General features: G+C 64.3%; 15 protein-coding genes. 5 read left to right on the top strand and 10 right to left on the bottom strand.

All coding sequences use genetic code 11. The annotated features are described in order from the left end of the window. Nucleotides 1-27: 27 nt before the first annotated feature. The 4 genes from BSG09_RS20625 to BSG09_RS03490 form a co-directional block, all read right to left on the bottom strand. The gene (locus tag BSG09_RS20625; RefSeq protein WP_175542133.1) at nucleotides 28-171 is read right to left on the bottom strand and encodes a hypothetical protein; all 144 of its coding nucleotides are present in this window, start codon (nucleotides 169-171) and stop codon (nucleotides 28-30) included. Nucleotides 172-294: 123 nt separating this feature from the next. Further along, nucleotides 295-2,826 carry a dihydropteroate synthase gene (gene folP / locus BSG09_RS03500; protein WP_092930202.1) on the bottom strand — a complete coding sequence of 844 codons (2,532 nt, stop codon included), beginning with the start codon at nucleotides 2,824-2,826 and terminating at the stop codon, nucleotides 295-297. Nucleotides 2,827-2,927: 101 nt separating this feature from the next. Continuing rightward, the gene (locus BSG09_RS03495) at nucleotides 2,928-3,170 is read right to left on the bottom strand and encodes a hypothetical protein (RefSeq protein WP_092930199.1); all 243 of its coding nucleotides are present in this window, start codon (nucleotides 3,168-3,170) and stop codon (nucleotides 2,928-2,930) included. A gap of 110 nt (nucleotides 3,171-3,280) precedes the next feature. Next, complete coding sequence (locus BSG09_RS03490; RefSeq protein WP_092930196.1) at nucleotides 3,281-4,063, bottom strand: ABC transporter ATP-binding protein; 783 nt, start codon at nucleotides 4,061-4,063, stop codon at nucleotides 3,281-3,283. A gap of 151 nt (nucleotides 4,064-4,214) precedes the next feature. Here BSG09_RS03490 and BSG09_RS03485 point away from each other — a divergent pair, with 151 nt between their 5' ends. The 5 genes from BSG09_RS03485 to BSG09_RS03465 all read left to right on the top strand — a co-directional run bounded on the left by BSG09_RS03485 (nucleotide 4,215) and on the right by BSG09_RS03465 (nucleotide 9,040). Beyond that, nucleotides 4,215-5,876, top strand: a complete 1,662-nt coding sequence (locus tag BSG09_RS03485) for a hypothetical protein (protein ID WP_092930193.1) — start codon at nucleotides 4,215-4,217, stop codon at nucleotides 5,874-5,876. Nucleotides 5,877-5,977: 101 nt separating this feature from the next. Next, the gene (locus BSG09_RS03480) at nucleotides 5,978-6,640 is read left to right on the top strand and encodes a GNAT family N-acetyltransferase (protein ID WP_223174733.1); all 663 of its coding nucleotides are present in this window, start codon (nucleotides 5,978-5,980) and stop codon (nucleotides 6,638-6,640) included. A gap of 157 nt (nucleotides 6,641-6,797) precedes the next feature. Next, the gene (locus tag BSG09_RS03475) at nucleotides 6,798-7,496 is read left to right on the top strand and encodes a CDP-alcohol phosphatidyltransferase family protein (RefSeq protein WP_092930190.1); all 699 of its coding nucleotides are present in this window, start codon (nucleotides 6,798-6,800) and stop codon (nucleotides 7,494-7,496) included. Beyond that, nucleotides 7,493-8,197 carry a CehA/McbA family metallohydrolase gene (locus BSG09_RS03470; protein WP_092930187.1) on the top strand — a complete coding sequence of 235 codons (705 nt, stop codon included), beginning with the start codon at nucleotides 7,493-7,495 and terminating at the stop codon, nucleotides 8,195-8,197. The genes BSG09_RS03475 and BSG09_RS03470 overlap by 4 nt, the downstream gene beginning before the upstream one ends. 186 nt (nucleotides 8,198-8,383) lie before the next feature. After that, on the top strand, nucleotides 8,384-9,040 hold the full coding sequence (locus BSG09_RS03465; RefSeq protein ID WP_092930184.1) for a hypothetical protein: 657 nt from the start codon (nucleotides 8,384-8,386) through the stop codon (nucleotides 9,038-9,040). A gap of 81 nt (nucleotides 9,041-9,121) precedes the next feature. On the opposite strand, the gene carB is transcribed toward BSG09_RS03465, so the two are convergent. The 6 genes from carB to BSG09_RS03435 all read right to left on the bottom strand — a co-directional run bounded on the left by carB (nucleotide 9,122) and on the right by BSG09_RS03435 (nucleotide 16,147). After that, nucleotides 9,122-12,298, bottom strand: coding sequence for a carbamoyl-phosphate synthase large subunit (gene carB / locus BSG09_RS03460; protein WP_092930182.1), 3,177 nt, complete (start codon nucleotides 12,296-12,298; stop codon nucleotides 9,122-9,124). A 252-nt stretch (nucleotides 12,299-12,550) separates the two neighbouring features. Beyond that, nucleotides 12,551-13,087 (bottom strand): DUF5815 family protein, encoded by a 537-nt coding sequence (locus BSG09_RS03455; protein WP_092930179.1) that lies wholly within the window; start codon nucleotides 13,085-13,087, stop codon nucleotides 12,551-12,553. A gap of 102 nt (nucleotides 13,088-13,189) precedes the next feature. Continuing rightward, a complete protein-coding gene (locus BSG09_RS03450; protein ID WP_092930176.1) occupies nucleotides 13,190-14,062 on the bottom strand; it encodes an ABC transporter permease subunit in 873 nt (290 codons plus the stop codon). Further along, the gene (locus tag BSG09_RS03445; RefSeq protein ID WP_092930173.1) at nucleotides 14,059-14,976 is read right to left on the bottom strand and encodes an ABC transporter ATP-binding protein; all 918 of its coding nucleotides are present in this window, start codon (nucleotides 14,974-14,976) and stop codon (nucleotides 14,059-14,061) included. Before BSG09_RS03445 ends, BSG09_RS03450 begins: the two co-directional genes overlap by 4 nt. 306 nt (nucleotides 14,977-15,282) lie before the next feature. Continuing rightward, on the bottom strand, nucleotides 15,283-15,693 hold the full coding sequence (locus BSG09_RS03440; protein ID WP_008011092.1) for a DUF7124 domain-containing protein: 411 nt from the start codon (nucleotides 15,691-15,693) through the stop codon (nucleotides 15,283-15,285). A gap of 205 nt (nucleotides 15,694-15,898) precedes the next feature. Continuing rightward, nucleotides 15,899-16,147, bottom strand: a complete 249-nt coding sequence (locus tag BSG09_RS03435) for a hypothetical protein (RefSeq protein ID WP_092930170.1) — start codon at nucleotides 16,145-16,147, stop codon at nucleotides 15,899-15,901. Between the last annotated feature and the right edge of the window lie 135 nt (nucleotides 16,148-16,282).

Here is a 16,282-nt window from a genome sequence, read left to right as displayed (position 1 = left end):
TTGGCTCGACGGATCGAGAACGGTTCGTTACTCCGCGTCGGACTCGTCCGGAAGGTGATCGACACCGCACACCTGCATCACCTGCCGAATGTGAAAATCCTTCTCGCTCGGATCGTCGGTTTGTAACGCTTGCTCGAGGTGTTCTCTACAGTTGTCGGATAGCTTCCTCATCCTCGTGTCGTGGTAAGGAACCGAGACACTAAACCTATATGATAACCAATACGTGTTGCGAGTGGCTATTACTGACGAGAACGGCCGTTCGAACGGAGGGGAACCGGACAGGGAAGCGGTGGATTACGACTGCCAGTGAAACCGCGTTGGATCGCGCGCTGCAAGCGCCGTCCGAACCGCGGCGACGTTCTCTGCGACGTCGTGGATACGCACGATGTCGGCCCCGCGATCGGCCGCAAGTGCCGTCGCAGCGACGGTTGCCTCGAGGCGGTCGCCCGGCTCGCGACCGACGTGTTCGAACATGGACTTGTGGGAGTGGCCAAACAGGACGGGACAGCCGAGTGCGTGGAACTCGTCGATCCGCTCGAGGAGTTCGAAGTTCTCCGCTGCGGTCTTGCCGAAGCCGATACCGGGGTCGACGATGATCTGCTCGCGATCGAGGCCAGCCTTCTCTGCGAGTAACACGCGTTCGGAGAGCTGATCGAGGACGTCCGCGACGACATCGTCGTACGCGACGTCGCGGTCGGGGACGACCGGCGCGTCGATGCTATGCATCACAACCAAGTTCGCGTCGTGGTCGGCGACGACAAAGCGCATCTCGGGATCCTCGAGCCCCGAGACGTCGTTGATGATGTCCGCGCCGGCCGCGAGCGTCGCGTCGGCGACGGCGGCTCGGCGGGTGTCGACCGAGAGCATGGCGTCGAGATCGGCGAGCTCCTCGATCACGGGCAGGACCCGATCCAGTTCTTCGTCGACTGAGACAGGATCGGAGCCTGGCCGAGTAGATTCGCCACCGACGTCGATCACGTCGGCCCCGGCGTCGACCATCGCTTCGGCGCGGGCTACCGCGTCCTCGAGTGCGTTGTATTGGCCGCCGTCGTGGAAGCTGTCGGGCGTGACGTTCAAGATGCCCATGACGGCCGTCTGATCCATCCAGGGAGTGTCCGATCTGGGCGGCTCGTCTGCAGAAGGGGACGCCGACCGGGACCGTCCCGCGGTGTGACCCGCTGCCGGTGTCGGTCGATCCGCGGCGTCAGCGCCGGCCCCGAGCGCGAGGGTATCTCGCAGTTCCCGGGCGACATCTGCCACTCCGTGGGGACGCGATCGGCTCTCGAGCGCCTCGACGAGCGACTCGAACTGGGTGAGCGTGCCCATCAATACGGCGTCGACGGCCTCGTCGTCGCGCTCGATGCCCGACAGGGCACATTCCCCGCCCACTCGCAGCAACTCTTCTTTCAGGACGCTCGCCTGTCGGTCCCGCAGCGCCGTCCTGACGACCCGGTGGACGGCGTCGCCGTCCAGCCGCTCGATGTCGCCTGCGGCGACGTTTGCCCCCTCGAGTGTGTCGCGGGCATCGGCGAGGTCGCGGACACGCTTTGGAACGTCAGTTCGGGTCCAGCGAGAGCGTGCCTCCGCGACGACGAACAGCGAGCCAGTGACGAGCACGCAGTCGTCGCCGTCGGCCGCCTCGAGTGCGCGTGCGAGCCCGTCTTGAACGGTGGCTTCAGTCCGGACCGTGTCAACACCAGTGTCGGCGAACGCCTCGGCGAGGACGGCAGGATCTTCGGCGCGATCGAGCGTCGGCTCGGTCGTCACGACACGCTCGGGCGTCGGCAACGCGGCGGCCATCGCACGGTGTTCTTTCTCGTGCATCGCACCGAAGACGATGTGGAGGTCGTCGTAGTCGTAGGTCGTGAGCGTCTCGCCGAGTCGCTCGCAGGCACCGGGATTGTGCGCCCCGTCGAGGACGGTCAGCGGCTCGGTGTCGATCACTTCGAACCGACCCGGCCAGTGGGCACTTCGCAGCCCGCGGGCGAGGGCCGACGCTGAGACGTCTGCGAACTGCCGAGCGAGAACTGTCGCGATTCCGGCGTTGACCGCCTGATGTTCGCCCAGCAGCGGGATCCGCGTCTCGAGGTCCCAGTCGTCGCCGTCGATCGAGACGGTTGCTTCGATGTGGTTTGCCCGCCCCTCGTAGGTGACGCAGACGTCGGGCTGTGTGTCCGTTCCGACAGTCACCACGTCACCGGCGACGTCACGAACCGCCTCGAGTGGCTCGCCGGTCACGCCCGTGACCAGCGGCGCGTCGGCGGGTGCGACGTGGGCCTTGTCGCGGGCGATCTCCGCTTCGGTGTCGCCGAGGATGCCCGTATGCTCTAACGTGACACTCGTCACTGCACTGGCGACGGGATCGACGACGCTCGTCGCGTCGTATTTGCCGCCGATGCCGACCTCGAGGATGGCGACGTCGACGTCCTCGCGGCCGAACTGCCACAGCGCCATCGCCGTCATCGCCTCGAAGAAGGTGGGCGACTCGCCGTCGGCGGCCTGCGTTGTAACGTACTCGCGGATCGCTTCAACGTACTCACAGACGGCCGACCGGGGAATCTTCCGGCCGTCGACGCGGACCCGCTCGCGGAGGTCCTCGAGATGTGGCGAGGTGTAAAGGCCGACGGAGTAGCCAGCCTCCCGCAAGGTTCGCTCGAGCATGCGGGCCGTGCTCCCTTTCCCGTTGGAGCCGGCGATCTGCACGAAATCGACGTCGGCATGAGGGTGCTCAAGGTGAGACAGCAACCGGGCCGTCGACTCGGTGCCCGGCTTCGGGCGGAACCGTCGGAGATCGAATAAGAAATCCGCCGCCTCGTAATACTCCATACAGTGACCGAGAGCCCGGTCGTTTTTGATACTGTCGGACCGGACAAGGGGCGGTGTCCCGTCGATCACAAACGTCGGCTGTCGAGCCACAGGCGACGGTGTCACGTCCCTCGAAGCCCCGTTGGCGGCCGGAAGAAAACGCCATCGAACAGCGCGAGCGCCGCGATAGCTGCGCCGCCGAGAACGGCCGCTTCGAAGGGAAGACTGAGTAATCGACTAGCGAGAAACGCAACCACGAACGCTGTCGGGATCAGTCCCAACAGGAGATCGTACCGGTCGATCGTCAACGGCTGATCATCGATTCGAGAGCGGTCGACGATACCAGTGATGTCTCTCGTCACCATCGATTCTCACCTCCGTACGACTGTACGATGTCTTGCCACTAAAACGTAGTGGACATAACTCCTCGAGAGGGGACGAGACGCCATTTAAGTGGCTCTCTGTCGCCGAGAAGTCAGTCCAACGTGTGCTCCCGTGTGTGTCCTTCGTCCGTCGGCTCGCGAGTGATCTCGAGGAATACGTCCTCGAGACTGCGTGCGTCGCCGGTCTCGGCGCGGGTCTTGAGCCGTTCGGGGTCGTCCTCAGCGACGAGCGTCCCGTTGTGGAGGACGCCGATCTCGTCGGCCAGTTCGTCGACGACTGGGAGGATGTGCGTCGAGAGGAAGATCGTCATTTCGTGGTCGGCGAGGTCGGCGATGGTCTCGCGCATCGTCCGGGCCGCGCGGGGATCGAGCCCGCTGGTCGGTTCGTCGAGGAAGGCCACGGCCGGTTCGTGCAGGACTGCCTGGATGACGCCGACCTTCTGGCGCATTCCCTTCGAGTAATCCTCGATGCGCTTGTGGGCGTCCTCGAGCAGGTCGAAGCGCTCGAGCAACGCGTCGATGCGCTCGCTTGCCTCGGTCTCGGGGATGTCTCGGAGGCCGGCAGCGTACTCGAGTTGTTCCCGGCCAGTGAGTTCGTCGTAGACTGGCGGCTCTTCTGGCAGATAACCGATGTGTGGGGTAATCGACTCGCGATCCGTGATCGAATGGCCGGCGACGCGGGCCGTCCCTGCGGTCGGTCTCGTCAGCGTCGTCAGTATCCGCATCGTGGTCGTCTTCCCCGCCCCGTTGGGTCCGAGAAACCCATAGACGGTACCGCGTTCGACGGTCATCGTCAGCTCCGAGACGGCGGTCGTCTCGCCGTACCGCTTCGTCAGTCCGTCGGTTTCGATTGCGGGGGCATCGGCAGGGCGCATACGCGTTCGTTTGACGGTGTCTAATTAAAAGTGTGTCATGTTTGGGCGGTCGAATGACAGATATCCAAAGGGTTTACTGCCAGCACACCCCGAACACGACTATGAGCCCGGAATTGCTCTCCTCCTGCCGACCGACTCGAGGTGTTTCGTGATGGCACACGCTGTGCTGACTGTCGCTGATCTCGATTTCCGCCGGACCGTTCGCTCGATCGCCGGTGACCGGACGAAGTTACTCCTGATGGCCGTAGTCGCAGTGGTCGCGCTCGGCCCGATCACGGTCCTCGGTGTGTCCCTCTTGCCGACGCTGGGCGAGCAGGCCGTCACCGCCTCGCTCACGACCGACACCGCCACGACGGTACTCGAGTACGTGACAGGCGGGATCGCGGTGCTGTGGGTGCTCCTGGCCGTGATGACGGTCATGCGAACCGTCACGGCAGTCGCTGCCGTCGACGAGCCCGCGTTCCTCCTGTTGTCGACGGCAGTTCGCAACGCTGTCGTCGGCATCGTCGCCGCCGAAGTCGCGCGCTACGCTGTCGTCGTGCTCCCGCTCACTGCACTCTTCGCCGGCGCGTTCGCGGCCGGTGCGGGAACGCCGATTCCCGTCGTCACCGCGACGCTCTCGGTTGCGCTCGTCGTCGTCACCGCCGTTCCGGTCGGCTTCCTCGTTGGCATCTGGGTACGGCACCTGATCACCGTCTACGAGCCGATCGCCCGCTATCGAACGCTGCTGTTCGCCGCGTTCTGGCTCGCCTACTTCGGTGCGATCGCGACCGGTGGCCTCAACGCGGTCATGGGGACGCTGTTTACCGCGTTACAGGCAAGCCCGCTGGGCTGGCCCGGTCACCTGCTGGTGATCGGAATCCCCGGCCTCGAGCCTTCACTACCCGCGATCGCTGGGGCCATCGTCGGCACTGTCTGTCTTACGAGCGTCGCCCTTGCGGCCGCCGTCCCCGCCGCAGACCGCCACTGGTTCGCGGATCCGGCTCGTACCGACGACGACCCGGTCGACGAGGGATCGTCGTCCGATCGGCTCACTGCGCTCCTCGCAGGGCGCGTCTCGCGGCCGGTTCGAACCGTGACGGTGACGGCGATCCGCCGGACGAAACGCGCCCCGATCCGGTTGGCCTACGCCGGCTACCCGCTGTTGGGCGCGCTCGGGTTCATCCAGCAGATCGTCGAACTCGGGACGGTACCGGCGTTTCTGGCCGTCCTCTTCTGTCTGTACGCCGTCTGGGCTGCTGGCGTCCTCTTTACGCTCAATCCGCTGGGCGATCTCGGGCCGGCCCTGCCCGCCGTCGTCACGTCGACGCTGACTGGCAGGCAGGCGATTCGCGGCCGGATACTTGCCGGCGCGCTCGTCGGCGTCCCGCTCGCGTTCATCGTCTCGCTTGGCTTTGGGATCGCGAGCCCGCTCGAGCTCGAGCAAAGCGCCGCCCTGACCGTCACGACCGTCGCCGGAGCAATTGCGACGCCGGCGCTCGCAACCGGGATCGGCTCGGCGTTTCCTCGCTTTGGGAGCGTCAACGTCACCAACAACCGCGAGGCGGTGATGCCGAGCAAGACCGCCTTTTTCATCTATACGCTCGCAATCGCACTGCCGTCGGGTGCCGCCGCCGTCCTCTATCTCGAGGCCCCCGAGTTGATCGCCGGCTTGATCGCATCGGTGTCTGCGTGGTCGCCACTGCCGTCAATCTCGATTTCCGCCCACACGATCACGATCGGTGCCTGGACCGTCCTGATCGGCGGCCTGATCGCGCCGATCGTCTCCTATCTGTACGCCGTCGAGCGATTCGACTGGTACGACTTCGAGTGAATCGGCTGTCAGGTCGGGCATACCTGGTCCACTGCTCCAGCAGCGTGATCACGCACCGTCGGATGCTCGACCGAACAGGAGTCGAGGGAGAATCTATATAGATGAGGCGACGTCCGGACGCCGTCCCGCTCGAGTCACGCGACTCTACCGACCCGATCCTTTATTTCGTCAGCGGCGAAACCCGCCGACCGATGCCACAACTGTGGCGGCTGACACGCAACCGGTACGGCCGCGCCGCCTACGACGCGCTCGTACGGGCCGGGATTACGGCGACGGTGATGGACGAATACGTCACAAGGCTCGAGGAGGAAACCGCGTTCGATGCGACCAGCGACGGCTCGTATACGGTCGAAACCTGTCTGCCAGCGCAGGTAGCGTCGCTCGACGCACCTGTCGACGAACTGGGCCCCGACGAACGGATCGTCGCGGCGCTCGAGGACGGCCGCCCTCTCGGGTACTGTTTTGTATCGCTCGATGCCGCCCACGAGATCAAGCCGCTAGAGCGGACGCTGGCGTTTGAGGGGGCCTACATCAGACGCGTCTTCGTCGACCCCAACCACCGAAATCGCGGTATCGCGACGGCGATCGTCGCCGAGGCCTGCCGACACGCACGGGCAGAGGGTGCCAGCCGTGCCACCGCACTCGTCGCTCTCGATAACAGTCCATCGCGTGCGCTATTCGAACGCCACGGCTTCGAAACACGGCGGCGTCGGCGCTACGTCAGGGTCGGCCCGCTCTCGCATCGAGCGGCTCGAGCGGTGTAGTTTTCGGCTGATCGAACGCGCTGGGGACGCAGTCTTCCACTGCCTGCCGACCGCTACCAAGGAGAACGTAGCCGACAATAGCTATATAGAATACTTCTAAGTAAATAGTTCACGGGGCAGATTTATACTGATTGCTGCACTGTCTCCAGCCGAACGGATGACGAGTGAACTTCGCGAGGCAATCCGAGGGGTTCGAGACCGGGTCAAACTCGCCGATCGGCGGGTCGTCAACACCACCGACAGAACGAACGTATTCAGACAGCTCACGGGTGCGGACTACATCAGTCTCGGCGCGCTGTTCGTCGGGTGGGCGAGCGCGCTGTTGTTCGTTCGCGGGGAGCCAAACTGGGCGTTACTGGCTATGTTCGGCGCGTTCTGTCTCGACAAAGCTGACGGCTGGTATGCCCGTCGGACGGGAACGTCGTCGCCGTTCGGTCGACAGGTGGATTCGTTTATCGATATTTTCGCGTATCTCGTTCCTGCGGTACTGCTGTATCACTTCGTCCTCGCACCGAGCGTGTTCGCTAGCCTCATCGTGGGCTTTCTCGTCCTCGCCTTTGGGGGGCTCCGGCTGGTTCGACACAATAACGACGGGTTTGGCTCCGACGATGGTGCCAGCTACTATCACGGAACGACCGTCGTCCACACGAACCTCGTCGTCGTCGCGAACTACTTCGTCGCGACCTTCGTCGGTGGCTGGAACGGCTGGCTGGCAGGCCTGCTGATCTGTGCCGCCTGCCCGCTGATGGTCTCGGACTACAAGGCCTACAAGACCGATGTCAGCCACGCACTGGCCGGCCTCGCCGCGGTCGTCGCTGCCGGACTCGCGCTCGCCCTCGAGTTCGGCTACCTATGACGGGCCACGCTGTCGGCGACCGACAACCGCTAACGCTCCGCATTGACCCACACGTTCATACGTCGGCGTCCTACGACGGCGTGACGGCCCCCGAAGAGCTGCTCGAACAGGCACGAGCCGTCGGACTCGACGGCGTCGTCGTCACGGATCACGATACGGTCGACGGAGCCGTCCGCGTCGCGGAACTCGCAGCCGATCGTGATCTCACTGTCATCGTCGGATGCGAAGTCTCGACAGCCGACGGCCATCTGCTCGCGATAGGTGTCGACGCTGCTCCAGCCCCCGGCCGCCCTCTCGCCGAGACGGCACGCACCGTCCGGGCAGCTGGCGGCGTCGCGGTCGTCCCCCACCCCTTCCAGCGGTCTCGACACGGGGCCCGCGGGGCAGCGATCGACGATGTCGACGGCGTCGAAGTCTACAACGCCCACGCCGTCACGAACGTCCGTAACCGACAGGCAGAGCGGTTCGCGACGGGCCATGACTATCCCCAGTTCGGTGGCAGCGACGCTCACCGACCCGGAAACGTCGGTCGTGCCGTCACCGAAGTCCGGCTTCCCGCAGCCGCCACCCCGACGGCTGACGCGATCCTCGAGTCGATGCGCGCCGGTCGGACTGCAGCCGTCGGACGGCGCACGACGACCTGGCAGTACCTGACCAAAGTTATCGGGAACGCAAAACGAAAGACACCGTCGTTGCTCTGAGCCGCCATCGAAGGGACCTGCGTGGCAGGACCGGCTGGCTCGCACCCGGTCGCGCTCGTGGCCGGCGTTCCTAAACCGAATCGCGACCCGTTCTTGCTCGACGACTCAGAGCGAGTTCCAGAGTGAACCTGTGTGACAAGCCGTCAGTTTATCAGTATTGAGAACTACATACTGATCAGTATCGCTATGATGGCGCTTACGCACGGCTTTGCGAGTCTCGCGGTGGCTGTGGTCGTCCTTCCGGTCATCGGCGACCACGTCGGTGGCCCGCTTTTGCTCGCGGCGTTTCTCGGCGGCCTCGCACCGGACGCAGACCTGCTTGCGAGCCATCGGAAGACGCTTCACTATCCGGTCGGCTTTTCGGCCGTCGCACTCTTGCTGTTCGCCGCGTTCTCCCTCACCGGGTGGTCGGCGCTCTTGCTCCTGACGGTCGCCGTAGGGGCCGCAGCACTGCACGCCGTTTCCGACGTGCTCGGTGGCAGCGCCGAGCGCGAGCCCTGGAACCCCACTATGGACACCGGCGTCTATAACCACGTTCTCGGCCGCTGGCACCGACCGCGGCGATACGTCCGCTACTCGGGCGCGCCGGAGGATTTCCTCGTTTGTCTGGCGTTTGCGACCGTCGCGGTCTCGTCGGCCGTGACACCGGCAGCCGCCGATGTCACCCTGTTCTGGCTGGTCGCGCTCGCAGGACTCTACACGCTGTGTCGGAAGCGGCTCGCGGCGATCAGCACGGGACTCGGCAACCTCGTGCCGACGCAGGTGCGCACACTCCTCCCGACGGTACGGATCGAAGAAACGGAAACCGACGGGACGACCGTCGATATTCGGTTTGGTCGCTAAGATGCTAGTGACTCCCTGACCCCGTGACGGGCAAGAAAGAACTGCTGAGACTCGAGCGGGCGGACGGCCAGCTCGATGCGCTTACTCCGAACTGCCCCACTCGGCGACGTTCTTCGGACGGTCCGTCACGGCGGCGACCTCGAGGTCACCGTCGAAGCTCTCGAGGGCTTCGACGTAGGCCTCAGCGCTGGCCACCGTCGACAGGTAGGGGATTTCCTCCTCGACGGCCATCTCGAGGCTGTCGCGGTCGCGGCTGACGATGAAGTCGACCTCGTTTTCGCGGATCGCCTGTGGCACGTCGTCGAACTCCGCGACGTCGAAGAACTGCTCGAAGCCGTCGACGTCGAGATCGACCACGGCGGTGCCCTCGCTGACGGCGTTGTCAGCCGCCTGCTGGGACTTCCAGTAGGCCGTGCCGAAGTCGCTCGCCGTGCCCATGACCTCGCCAGTGGATTTCATCTCCGGGCCGAGACGTGGGTCCGAACCCGGCAGGCGGTCGAACGGCAGAACGACCTCCTTGATCGAGGTGTGCTCGGGGATCTGTTCGTCGACCTCGAGACTCTCGAGCGTCTCGCCGGCCATGACCTTCGCGGCGAGTTTGGCGATCGGGACACCGGTCGCCTTCGAGACGAACGGGACGGTACGCGAGGAACGCGGGTTGGCCTCCAAGACGTAGACCTCGCCGTCGCGGACGGCCAGCTGGACGTTCAGCAGGCCCTTCGTTTTGAGTGCCTCGGCGATGTCCTCGGTGACCTCGCGGACGCGTTCCAGGGTGTCCTCGTCGAGCGAGCGCGGCGGGATCATACACGCAGAGTCGCCGGAGTGGACGCCGGCGGTTTCGACGTGTTCCATGATGCCGCCGATGATGATGTTGCGGCCGTCCGAGACCGCGTCCACGTCGAGTTCGACCGCGTTCTCGAGGAAGTCGTCGACGAGGATCGGTTTCTCGGGGCTGACGCGAACGGCTTCCTCGATGTAGGTCTCGAGTTCCTCGTCGTTGTAGACGACGTCCATCGCGCGGCCGCCCAGCACGTAGGAGGGGCGGACGAGGACGGGGTAGCCGATGTCGTGGGCCAGCTCGAGGGCCTCCTCCTTCGAGAAGGCGGTGCCACCGTCGGGCTGGGAAATACCCATTTCCTCCATCAGGAGGTTGAAACGGTCGCGGTCCTCGGCTAAGTCCATCGCTTCGACCGAGGTCCCCATGACCTCACAGTCGAGGTCACGGCGCTGGAGCTCGTCCTCGAGGGGTTCGCCGATGTTGACCGACGTCTGGCCGCCGAACTGGACCATCACGCCGTCGGCACCGGTCGCTTCGGCGACGTCGGCGACCTCTTCGGCCGTAATCGGCTCGAAGAACAGGCCGTCGGAGGTGTCGTAGTCCGTCGAGACGGTCTCGGGGTTGTTGTTGACGACGTAGGCGTCGATGCCCAGTTCGCGCAGTGCGCGAACCGCGTGGACCGAACAGTAGTCGAACTCGACACCCTGTCCGATACGGATCGGGCCACCGCCGACGACGATCACGCTCTCGATGTCACGGTCGACCTCGAGTTCGCCCGAGGCCGCCTCTCCGACGAGCGGGCCTTTCTCGAACTCGTTTTTGCGCGAGGAGTAGTAGTACGGCGTCTCGGCTTTGAACTCACCCGCACAGGTGTCGACCTGTTTGTAGGTGCGGCCGGGGACTTCGGTCTCGACGGTCTCGACATCCGAGCCGGCGGCCGCGGCGATGCTGGCGTTGGTGTGGCCGGTGATCGCGGCTTCGGTGAAGTCGCCCTCCTGGGCGGCGACCGTCGAGTCGGCGATATTCGCGTAGCGCTCGGTATACCACTCGAAGATCCCGGTCAGGTCGACGACTTCATCGACCGTGTAGCCGCGGTCGAACGCCTCGAACATGGCGTACGGACGGTCCGGCGACGGACGCTCGAGGTAGCGTTCCTCGAGGTCCTCGTCGCTTACCTCGTCCCAGTCGACGTCGGGTTCGTACTCGCTCGAGCGAAGCGCCTTCAACAGCGACTCCTCGAAGGTGCGGCCGATGGCCATCGCCTCGCCGGTCGACTTCATCGCCGTCGTCAGCTCGAAGTCGACGTCGTCGAACTTGTCTTTGGGCCAGCGTGGCACCTTGGTGACGACGTAGTCGATCGCGGGCTCGAACGCCGCGGTCGTCTCGCCGGTGATCTCGTTTTCGATCTCGTGGAGGCGCTTGCCGAGTGCGACCTTCGCGGTCACGCGGGCGATCGGGTAGCCGGTCGCCTTCGAGGCCAGCGCCGACGAGCGCGAGACACGCGGGTTGACCTCGACAACGCGGTACTCGCCGCCAGGCGTGCCGTCGTCGTGCCAGGCGAACTGGATGTTACAGCCGCCCTGAATGCCGAGTTCGCGGATGACCTCGAGTGCGGCCGTGCGCATCTCCTGGTGACCCTCGTCGGGGACGATCTGGGACGGCGTGACGACCGTCGACTCGCCGGTGTGGATCCCCATCGGGTCGATGTTCTCCATGTTGCAGATGATGATACACGAGTCGTCGGCGTCGCGCATCACTTCGTACTCGTACTCGACCCAGCCGGCGATCGATTCCGTAATGAGGACCTCGCTGTTGCGCGAGAGGCGCAGCCCCTTGCGGACGCGACGAAGGAGTTCGTCCATCTCGTGGACGACGCCCGAGCCGGAGCCACCCAGCGTGTACGTGGTGCGGGCGATGACCGGCAGGCCGCCGACTTCGTCGACGGCGTCTTGGACGCGCTCCTCGAGGTCGTCTTCGGTCAGTTCCGAGACTTCCTCGCCCTCGTCGAGTGCGATCGTCGTCGACTTCGGGACCGGCTGGCCGATCTTCTCCATGCGCTGGCGGAAGAGGTCGCGGTCTTCCGTCGCGTAGATCGTGTCCAGGGGCGTCCCCATGATCTCGACGTCGTGTTCCTCGAGAACGCCTTCCTCAGCGAGCTCGGCGGTGACGTTCAGCCCAGTCTGGCCGCCGAGGCCGGCGATGACGCCGTCGGGGTTTTCCTCGCGGATGATCTCCGCGATGGCGTCGGTCGTGATCGGCTCGATATAGACCCGGTCGGCCATCTCCGGGTCGGTCATGATCGTCGCAGGGTTCGAGTTGACGAGCACGACGCGAGCACCTTCTTCCTGAAGCGCCCGGCAGGCCTGTGCACCGGAGTAGTCGAACTCGGCTGCCTGTCCGATCTGGATCGGGCCACTCCCAATCAACAGGATCGTGCGTCCGTCCCCCGTCTCGCCGTCTACGGCGGTGTCCGTACTCATTTGTCCTGTCGAATCGAAGTTCGTACATCGTAATAAGCCCCACGATACAGTACGAATCTCGAAATGGCTTTTCGAAATTCGAACTCGAGAGAACGCCAATCCCGAAACGTACCGAGTGTCCAACCAGCGGCCGGTTCTATCGATAGAGTGTAATCCACATACACACTATTGAGCGCTACTCGAGGCTCGTCGTGACGGACCATCGGCGACACACAATCCGTTCTCGCTCGTCGCGTCGTGGCTCCAAGCCGATCAGATCGGCTGGTCGTACTCGCTTTCGAACTCGCGTTGCGTTCGGTACTGGTCGACGAACTCGGCAACGTCGAACTCGAGCATCTGGGACTCGAAGTCGGTGATCGCGGCGTCGTCGTCGGCGTGGCTGATCGCGTGTTCCATGAGTTCGACGACGAGCTCGACGATGATCTCGTGGAGTCGCCGGGCCTCGAAGTCGGCGATCCACAGCAGGGTGTAGCCGACGGCCCCGTCGTCGGCCGCGTCGTGGACCGCGATGTCCTCGGGGAACTCCTCGAGGACGACGCCCATCAGGTGTGGCGTGCCGAACTCCTCGAACTCGTCGTCGGTGTCGATCGTCTCCTGGAGGATAGCCACGAGTGACTCCGGGAAAAAGCGCGAGGGCGGATGCACGTCGGTCACGACGGCGTGGACGTCACCACAGGAACAGTGGTACTCGCGCATGCCCAAGTCGATCGCGTGAGGGTCGACGGTCTCCCCGCAGGGAAGCTCGAGGTCGTCGCTACCGTCGGAACCCGGAACGGGGGGTGGTGTCATTGCTCGTTTTTCGGATGGACAGGGGATAAGGGCGACGACTCGGGGCGTCGAACGACGCGATATCGTCGGCGTGCGCCGGGACTCAGTGAACGGCAGCCGGTCTCAGAGATCGGACGCGTCGAACCGGTAGTAACCGACGGCCAGCGGCACGAGCAGCCACAGGAGCAAGATGGCGATGCCGATCTCGGGACTCGTATAGAAGGGGTCGGCCGCGTCGGCTGCCGCCTGCGCGCCGGCCCCTGACTGGCCCGACTCAGCATTGGCCGCGTCCGCGAGGTTGGGCAAGAGCGCAACGACGGACGAGAAGTACGCCGCAGAGGGCGACAGCTGTAACAGGGGGTACAGCCAGTCGGGCATCGTTGACGGGATCGAAAATCCCTCGAGGACGTAGAGGATCCCCATCGGGATCGCGTCCCAGAGCAGTTCGAAGACGACGAAAAAGCCAAGCGCGAGCGTCGTCGCGCGCGATGTCGACCCTGTCGTCGCCGAGAGCCCCACCACGATCGTCGCGTAGACGGCCACGAACGAAAGCGTGGCGAGGACGAAGACGACGAGCGCGACGGCCTCGAGATCGCCGATCAACGCGGCACCCACGCCGAGGCCGACGACGAGACCAACGCCGAGGCCAAAGGCGAGGACGGTAGCCCGCCCGACGACTTTGCCGACGAAGACCTGTCCGCGCGTGGTCGGCAAGGAGAGCAACAGCTTGATGCTCCCGAGTTCGCGCTCGCCCGCGAGTGATTTGTAACAGACGACGATCGCAGACAGCGGGACGAACAGTCCGACCAAGCCGATGGTGAAGAAGATCAGTCCACCGAACGTCGCCTCCGTTGCAGCGCCCAGCAGTGCGGGAGCCTCGACGTACGCGTACGTCGAGAGGACTGACAGCACCACGAAGACGCCGACGAGCGCCCACAGCGCCCGCGACTGAACGGCGTCGCGGAAGTCCTTCTTCGCAACGGCGGTCCAGGTCATGCCTCGACCTCCTGCCTGTCGTTCGTGTAGCGGACGAACAGGTCTTCGAGCGACGATTCGACGACCGAGAAGTCCTGGACGGCGGTTATCTCGTCGATAGCGTGTAAAACGGCGAACTTCGAGACGCCGTCGACAGTCACCCGTAGCCGTCCGTCGTCGATCGCCGCCGTCCCGACGCCCTCGAGTGTTCGAACGCGCTCGAGGACGCTGTCGTCGAGTGCCGACACGTAGACGTACAGCGTCTCGCCGACTTCCGTCGCATCGCGGAGCCCGTCGATCGTGTCGACGGCGACGAGGTGGCCGTCGTCGATGATCGCCACGCGATCGCAGACCGCCTCGACTTGCTCCATGATGTGACTCGAGAAGAAGACGGTGGTGCCGCGGTCGTTCTCTGCGCGGATGATCTCGCGCATCTCGCGGGCACCGTTGGGATCGAGGCCGGTCGAGGGCTCGTCTAAGATGAGCAGCTCCGGATCGCCGACCAGCGCCATGGCGAGTATCAGCCGCTGGCGCATCCCCTTCGAGTAGCCGCCGGCTTTCCGGTCGGCGGCGTCGGCGACCCGGACCCGCTCGAGGAGCGCGTCGGGATCCTCGTCGACGCCTTTCATCTCGATGGCGAACTCGACGTGTTGGCGACCGGTCAGCCGATCGTAGACGTGGTAGGCGTCCGGAAGTACGCCGATCCGGTTTCGAACGGCCAGCCCCTCTGACTGGGCGTCGTAGCCGAGGACGGTCGCGGTCCCGCCGGTCGGTCGGATGAAATCGAGCAGGATGTCGATCGTCGTCGACTTCCCTGCCCCGTTCGGCCCCAGAAAGCCGAAGATCTCACCTTCTTCGACGGTGAGATCGAGCCCGTCGACAGCGACGACGTCACCGAACCGTTTGGTCAGCCCCTCGAGTTCAATCGCCGCCATGCTCGATCCTCCGAGTCGGCGTCGCGTCACACACTGTCAATGAGACGGTCTGCATACTCACTCGTACTCCACAAACGGCATAAGTATTGTCGTAATTATTACATATTGACAACAGCTTACGAACGAGGATCGAGGCGCGTTCGGTTGCCGAGTGTACTAATCCCGTCAATGACGTCCTGATCGATGCGCATCTCGTCTCCGGCAGTCATAGCTGGGGAAGTCTATTGCGGCGACAAACAGTGAGTACACCTCGAGATAACAGTCCACAACGTGATCGATGGCCGGCCCTGCGTGCTCGTCGACTACTTAGGGCCAGTCATCGCGAACCTGCTCGTCCTCGTCTCCCTCCTCGTCGGCGTGGGTCGCCAGGATCCAGTCGGCTGCTTCGGCGGCGTCCTCGACGGCAAGATACTCCCAGTCGACCGCATCGGCGAGTGCCTCGTCTTCCTCGCTGGCACCGATGTAGACGTACCGATCGGTGTCGAACTGGTCTTTGACACCCTCGAGGCTCTCTTCTTTCCCGCGGGGGCCGGAGAAGAAGTCCTGTCGGACGCGGTTCTTCCGCGTGAAGTTCGTCACGACGTAGGTCGGCTTCTCCGAGACGACGCCGATGTACTCGGTCCACCCTCTGGCGTCTTCGAATACGCGCTCGGGCGAGGCGAGTGCCTTCAGCGCCTCGAGTTCGAACGCCAGCGTCATGTCGCTATCGCCGTTCATGTGCCACCGAACGCGCGCACGTGGGAAAACGACTTCGATACCGCACACTCACACCGAGATGCTGGCGCTCTCATCGCACGGTCTCCCAGCGCCGTTCATACTGTCGGACAGCAGTCAGTGAGAAGGCGCTCGCGAAAACCGCCTGTTGCCGGCGGTGACGGCCGAATATGAACGAGCGATCTTCAAATAGTTCTGTCCGGCAGTATCAGGCGCGCTCGACGCGGAAGTAGTCCGTGAAAACGATCACCTCGCCGGGCTCGAGCGCAGTCCCCGCAGCCGGAACGGATCGATCCGCCGACAGAGCCGCGTACACGGCCTCCAGCGTGTCCGAATCGAGTTGGTCGACGTGGCGAACGGTTGCATCCGGCGCGACCGATTCGACACGCTCGAGTCGGACGTCGACACGTTCGAGTTGTACTGATCGGCGGCGGGGTTCACTGGCTGCCATGTTCATTGTTACCAAATGTATTACTTCAACTTAATAGTTCCGGCTAGAGAGCCTGTCCAAGAATCCAGTTGACCGGTTCTATCATATACGCGGGCGACTCCACTCCTGTTCACCATCGACAAAACCAAAAGATCGGGAGTG

This window comes from Natrinema hispanicum (assembly GCF_900111485.1).
GTDB classification, from domain to species: domain Archaea; phylum Halobacteriota; class Halobacteria; order Halobacteriales; family Natrialbaceae; genus Natrinema; species Natrinema hispanicum_A.
Note: the sequence above shows the minus strand (reverse complement) of the source record. Positions and strands in the feature narration are given on the sequence as shown.

Bases quoted from the DNA above. Each gene is read 5' to 3' on its own strand.
- BSG09_RS20625 (WP_175542133.1), bottom strand. From the start codon at position 171: ATGAGGAAGCTATCCGACAACTGTAGAGAACACCTCGAGCAAGCGTTA.
- folP (WP_092930202.1), bottom strand. From the start codon at position 2,826: ATGGAGTATTACGAGGCGGCGGATTTCTTATTCGATCTCCGACGGTTC.
- BSG09_RS03495 (WP_092930199.1), bottom strand. From the start codon at position 3,170: ATGGTGACGAGAGACATCACTGGTATCGTCGACCGCTCTCGAATCGAT.
- BSG09_RS03490 (WP_092930196.1), bottom strand. From the start codon at position 4,063: ATGCGCCCTGCCGATGCCCCCGCAATCGAAACCGACGGACTGACGAAG.
- BSG09_RS03485 (WP_092930193.1), top strand. From the start codon at position 4,215: ATGGCACACGCTGTGCTGACTGTCGCTGATCTCGATTTCCGCCGGACC.
- BSG09_RS03480 (WP_223174733.1), top strand. From the start codon at position 5,978: ATGAGGCGACGTCCGGACGCCGTCCCGCTCGAGTCACGCGACTCTACC.
- BSG09_RS03475 (WP_092930190.1), top strand. From the start codon at position 6,798: ATGACGAGTGAACTTCGCGAGGCAATCCGAGGGGTTCGAGACCGGGTC.
- BSG09_RS03470 (WP_092930187.1), top strand. From the start codon at position 7,493: ATGACGGGCCACGCTGTCGGCGACCGACAACCGCTAACGCTCCGCATT.
- BSG09_RS03465 (WP_092930184.1), top strand. From the start codon at position 8,384: ATGATGGCGCTTACGCACGGCTTTGCGAGTCTCGCGGTGGCTGTGGTC.
- carB (WP_092930182.1), bottom strand. From the start codon at position 12,298: ATGAGTACGGACACCGCCGTAGACGGCGAGACGGGGGACGGACGCACG.
- BSG09_RS03455 (WP_092930179.1), bottom strand. From the start codon at position 13,087: ATGACACCACCCCCCGTTCCGGGTTCCGACGGTAGCGACGACCTCGAG.
- BSG09_RS03450 (WP_092930176.1), bottom strand. From the start codon at position 14,062: ATGACCTGGACCGCCGTTGCGAAGAAGGACTTCCGCGACGCCGTTCAG.
- BSG09_RS03445 (WP_092930173.1), bottom strand. From the start codon at position 14,976: ATGGCGGCGATTGAACTCGAGGGGCTGACCAAACGGTTCGGTGACGTC.
- BSG09_RS03440 (WP_008011092.1), bottom strand. From the start codon at position 15,693: ATGAACGGCGATAGCGACATGACGCTGGCGTTCGAACTCGAGGCGCTG.
- BSG09_RS03435 (WP_092930170.1), bottom strand. From the start codon at position 16,147: ATGAACATGGCAGCCAGTGAACCCCGCCGCCGATCAGTACAACTCGAA.